At 63.7% G+C, this 4,595-nt stretch carries 6 protein-coding genes and 1 pseudogene; 4 read left to right on the forward strand and 3 right to left on the reverse strand.

What is annotated here, in order from left to right:
* A partial coding sequence (locus tag ENZ75_RS21895) for an amidohydrolase family protein (protein WP_348630619.1) occupies nt 1–646 on the reverse strand: 646 nt, incomplete at its 3' end.
* Between the two features lie 26 nt (nt 647–672).
* On the reverse strand, nt 673–1,038 hold the full coding sequence (locus tag ENZ75_RS21900; RefSeq protein WP_063169591.1) for a RidA family protein: 366 nt from the start codon (nt 1,036–1,038) through the stop codon (nt 673–675).
* A 220-nt stretch (nt 1,039–1,258) separates the two neighbouring features.
* On the opposite strand from ENZ75_RS21900, the gene ENZ75_RS21905 reads away from it, so the two are divergent.
* Nucleotides 1,259–1,744, forward strand: coding sequence for a hypothetical protein (locus tag ENZ75_RS21905; protein WP_027162851.1), 486 nt, complete (start codon nt 1,259–1,261; stop codon nt 1,742–1,744).
* A 10-nt stretch (nt 1,745–1,754) separates the two neighbouring features.
* Here the strand turns inward: ENZ75_RS21905 and ENZ75_RS21910 are convergent, their stop codons facing one another.
* Nucleotides 1,755–2,390 carry an isoprenylcysteine carboxylmethyltransferase family protein gene (locus ENZ75_RS21910; protein ID WP_063169592.1) on the reverse strand — a complete coding sequence of 212 codons (636 nt, stop codon included), beginning with the start codon at nt 2,388–2,390 and terminating at the stop codon, nt 1,755–1,757.
* A gap of 231 nt (nt 2,391–2,621) precedes the next feature.
* On the opposite strand from ENZ75_RS21910, the gene ENZ75_RS21915 reads away from it, so the two are divergent.
* The 3 genes and pseudogenes from ENZ75_RS21915 to ENZ75_RS21925 all read left to right on the forward strand — a co-directional run.
* Nucleotides 2,622–3,419 carry a hypothetical protein gene (locus ENZ75_RS21915; RefSeq protein ID WP_063170407.1) on the forward strand — a complete coding sequence of 266 codons (798 nt, stop codon included), beginning with the start codon at nt 2,622–2,624 and terminating at the stop codon, nt 3,417–3,419.
* 160 nt (nt 3,420–3,579) lie between these two features.
* Nucleotides 3,580–4,254 carry a winged helix-turn-helix domain-containing protein gene (locus ENZ75_RS21920; protein ID WP_013528748.1) on the forward strand — a complete coding sequence of 225 codons (675 nt, stop codon included), beginning with the start codon at nt 3,580–3,582 and terminating at the stop codon, nt 4,252–4,254.
* Nucleotides 4,251–4,595, forward strand: a pseudogene (locus tag ENZ75_RS21925) (two-component sensor histidine kinase); the annotation flags it as partial. The gene ENZ75_RS21920 and the pseudogene ENZ75_RS21925, both read left to right, overlap by 4 nt.

Here is a 4,595-nt window from a genome sequence, read left to right on the forward strand (position 1 = left end):
CGCCCTTGCGCAGGCGCGGCAGCACTTCCGAGCGGCCGGGCGGCGGTTCGTCGATATGCGCCATCAGCGGCAGGCCGGCCTGGTCGGCGGCCTCCAGCGCCAGATCCACCGGCGCGATGCCGCTGGTGCCGCCGGCATGCTTGCCCGAGCGAACCTTTACGCCGACCACGACATCGCGGTGCTCGCGCACCGCAGCCACAACCTCGCGCGGTTCGCAGAGCCTGAGATCGCTGCACTCGCCGACCGACACCGTCTGCGAGAAGCCGAAAATGCCGGCAAAGGAAATGTTGACATAGGCCAGGATGCGAACCTTCGAGCGCTCCATGACATGGCGGCGGAAGCCGAGGAAATTGCCGGCGCCCGCACTGCCGGCATCGATGAAGGTGGTGGTGCCGCTCTTGGCGGCCAGCCGGTCGGCATCGACGCCAAGCGACGTGCCGCCCCAATAGACGTGGCTGTGCAGGTCGACCAGGCCCGGCGTGACGATGCAGCCGCCGGCATCGACGATCTGCGCGGCGCTGTCCGCCGGGATATCGGCGTCGACCGCGGCAACGCGGCCATTGGCGATGGCGACATCGCGCAGCGCGTCGAGGCCAGCGGCCGGATCGATCAGCCGTCCGCCCTTCAGCAGGAGGTCGAATTGCATGGAGTAACCTCCGCTCGTTGCTTTGCTTACAGAGGCCGATAGGCGACCGCCTCGACCTCGATCTTGATATCGATCATCAGCCGCGATTCGACCGTGGTGCGGGCCGGCGGGTTCTTCGGAAAGTGCCTGGCATAGACCGCGTTGAAGGCGCCGAAATCGCGCGCGTCTTCCAGCCACACGGTGGTCTTCACCACATCGTCCATGGTGCAGCCGGCCAGCGCCAGCGCGGCCTTGACGTTGGCGAGCACCTGCTCGGTCTGTTCCGATATGCCGCCCTTGACCACGATGCCGTCGCTGCCGACGGGAACCTGGCCCGAGACATAGACGAGATCGCCTGCCCGCACGGCGGGCGACAACGGCACATGCGACGTTCCAAAACACTGTTTCGGCAAGGGACAAGCCTCCTCTGATGACAGGACGGGGTGCCATTGCAGCGCCCGCTTCGATCGACATTTACGCCGATCCGGCCGATCCTCATAGGGGCCTTGTTGGAAAGCAACATTCTTGGAAATCTGCGTTGCTTTATTACAAGAGCCCTTGCATCGTACGCGCTGACGGGCGGCTTGGAAGCCGCACCGCATAGACGGATTTGCCAGAGCGGAGACAGCAGCAATGACCTACGACAAGAACCCGTTTCCATCAGGCGATGCCGATCGCCACGCGCTCTGGGAAATGCTGGTGCGGCGCGACATCGACGCCTTCATCGGCCAGGACTGGGCCATGGTCGAGGACGATTTCGTCGCCGAGAGTTTCTTCGGCATGCATGCGCATTTCCTGCACAACGCCGACGCCTGGCGGCTGCAGTTTCCAAGGCTCGAAGTCTATCGCGACGAATGGCTGCGCCAGGCCAAAGAGACGGCGGCGACCAAATTCGCCGAGCCGCTGCGCGAGGCGCTGTTTCGCGTCACCAACATGCGAGACATCGACGTCGACGGCGACCGCGCCGTGCTGCACAAGAAGTTCGACGGCTCGGTCGCCAAGGCGGACGGCAGCGTCGACCGGCTGAAATGGCAGACGCTGTATTTCTGCAGCAAGGTCGGCGGAAGCTGGAAGATATCAGGCTTCGTCGGCTACATGCCGCATCCGCTCGGCAGCTAGAGCCAGCTGATCAGTAGAGCGTGACGAAGGCCGGAAACAGCATGCCGGTCGCCCGGAAATGCTCGACCAGTTCGATGGCCGGGAAGATGGCGAGGAAATAGAGCCCGTCGAAAAACGTGCGCTTCAAAGCCCGCGTCGAGAACTGCAGTTCGTCATCGTCGCGGTAGAGCAGCGGGTTTGGCCAGAACCGGGGCGTGCTCTTGGTGTAGGCAAGATAGGCTGGGCCGAACTTGCCGAGCAGAAATTCGGCTTCCTTGCGCGCCGTGACGCGAAAGATGAAAAAGCTGGCAAGGCCCAGCGCCACGGCCGTCATCAGCGAGCCGTAGAGCAATCCAATGCCGACCGCGCCGACCGTCGAGAAGAAATAGAGCGGGTTCTGCGTGGTCGAGAACGGTCCCGTCGAGACCAGTTCCTCGTTCTTCTTGCCGCCGACATAGAGAATGCTCCACAGCCGCCCGACGACACAGACGAGCACCAGGCAAAAGCCGAAGAATTCGAGCGTTTCGTGCCCGTCGGAGCCCTCGCTCAGCCCCGGCTTGGTGAGAAACAGCAGCAACACCGCCAGCGCCGCCGCAACCCGCACGAAGATCAGGCGCTTGCGCTGGTCGAAGGCCTGGGAAACCGGCTTGAGGGTAGCGTAGGTCATTTGGTGTTTCCTGGGGCACTGACGAGTGCCCGTGAGCAATGGGCATGACATTGATGGCGGATGAAAGGCGCACGCCCTCTATCGGCGCAGCGCCGGGCGTTCGTAAAGGACTTTGCGCGGCCCACGTCCATTCTTACGAATTTGTATGCCGCCGGACAGGCCGGCGTGAACTCGTTTGCTTACGCTGCGCGGATCGCCACCGCCGCAACCGTCGACCTCAGGACTTCAGCCATGCTCGCGCCCAACAGGCAACAACCCGCCCCACCGAGCCACAACAGAGTTCCCGACGTCACTCTCGATTTCTGGGTGATCAAGTTGATGGCGGTCACCACCGGCGAGACCGCGGCGGACTATTTTGCCGACACGATCGGGCTTGGGCTGACCGTCACCTCGCTGATCATGACCGGCATCCTGATCGCTGCCCTCGTCCTGCAGTTTGCGCAGAAGCGTTACGTGCCGTGGGCCTACTGGCTGGCGGTGGTGCTGATCAGCATCGTCGGCACCCTGGTGACGGACAATCTCGTCGACACTTTCGGCGTGCGCCTGCAGACCACGACCATCGCCTTCTCGGTTGCGCTCGCCGCGACATTCGCGGTCTGGTACGCCAGCGAACGGACGCTGTCGATCCACACCATCTTCACCACCAGGCGCGAAATCTTCTACTGGCTGGCGATCCTCTTGACCTTCGCGCTCGGCACCGCCGCCGGCGATCTCGTCGCCGAAAGCTTCGACATGGGCTACCTCACCACAGGCCTGCTGTTCGGCGGCGCCATCGCGCTCATCGTGCTGGCCTACTGGCTGCTCAATCTCGACGGCATCCTGGCCTTCTGGCTCGCCTATATCCTGACGCGGCCGCTCGGCGCCTCCTTCGGTGACCTGCTGTCGCGATCGGCCAGGCATGGCGGCCTGGGCTTCGGCACCATCTTCACCAGCCTGCTCTTCCTCGGCTGTATCATTGCGCTCGTCCTGCACATGACCCTGAAGGGGACAACCGACGAAGCCGATGAACTGTTGCTGGACCTGGACTAGGTGCAGGGCGGATGCGCTAGCATTGACAATTGCCGAAAACCCCACCGCTTCGGCCAATCGTGAACGTTCTAGCGCCACCATCCCTGCGCCTTCGTGACATCCTAGGAACAAGCCCGTGCCGGTGATAGCCTGTCCATCTCGGCAACGGACCGGACCTTTCATGCGACTGCTTCTCGTCGAGGACGACCACAGGACGGCCGACTATATCGTCAGGGGACTGACCGAGGCCGGCCATGTCTGCGATCTCCTGCGCAACGGCCATGACGGGCTGTTCGCGGCGACCCGGGGCAAATACGACGTGATCGTCGCCGATCGGATGATCCCCGGTCTCGACGGCCTGTCGATGGTCAAGGCGGTGCGCGCCGCCGGCGTGCGCACGCCGGCGATCTTCCTCACCTCCGTCGGCGGCATCGACGACCGCGTCGAGGGGCTCGAGGCCGGCGGGGACGACTATCTGGTCAAGCCCTTCGCCTTTTCCGAACTCCTCGCTCGCATCAACGCGCTTGGCCGGCGGCCGGCGGCGCAGGAGCAGAAAACCGTCCTACGGGTCGCCGACCTCGAAATGGACCTGATCATGCGCCGCGTCACGAGGCGGGGCCAGCCAATCGACCTGCAGCCGCGGGAGTTCAGCTTGCTGGAAGTGCTGATGCGCGGCGAAGGCCGCGTCATCACCCGCACCATGCTTCTGGAGCGGGTCTGGGATTTTCATTTCGATCCCAGGACCAGCGTCGTCGAGACCCATATCAGCCGGCTGCGGGCCAAGGTCGACAAGCCCTTCGAAACCCAACTCATCCACACCGTCCGCAACACCGGCTACAGCCTGCACGCGCCATGACCGGAACCTGGTCCCGCCTGCTGCGCAGCACGCCATTCCGGCTTGCCCTGACCTTCGCCTTCCTGTTCGTGCTGGCCTTCGTCCTGTCTGGCGCCATCGTCTACCAGATGATGAGCGCCGATCTTGCCGAGCGGCTCGACGACACCATCAAGGAAACCTACGCGGTCGTCGCCGCGACCTATGCCGAGAACGATCTCAAGGAGCTGGTTGAGACCGTCGGCAGCCACTCCCTGCGCAGCCTCAAGAAGGAGCAGCTGTTTTCGTTGACCGACGCAACGGGCAATCGCCTGGCCGGCAACTTCACCGCGGCAGGGCTTCCCGACGGCTTCTCGATGTTCGAC

It is taken from the genome of Mesorhizobium sp. M7A.F.Ca.CA.002.04.1.1 (assembly GCF_004022805.1).
Taxonomy (GTDB): domain Bacteria; phylum Pseudomonadota; class Alphaproteobacteria; order Rhizobiales; family Rhizobiaceae; genus Mesorhizobium; species Mesorhizobium ciceri.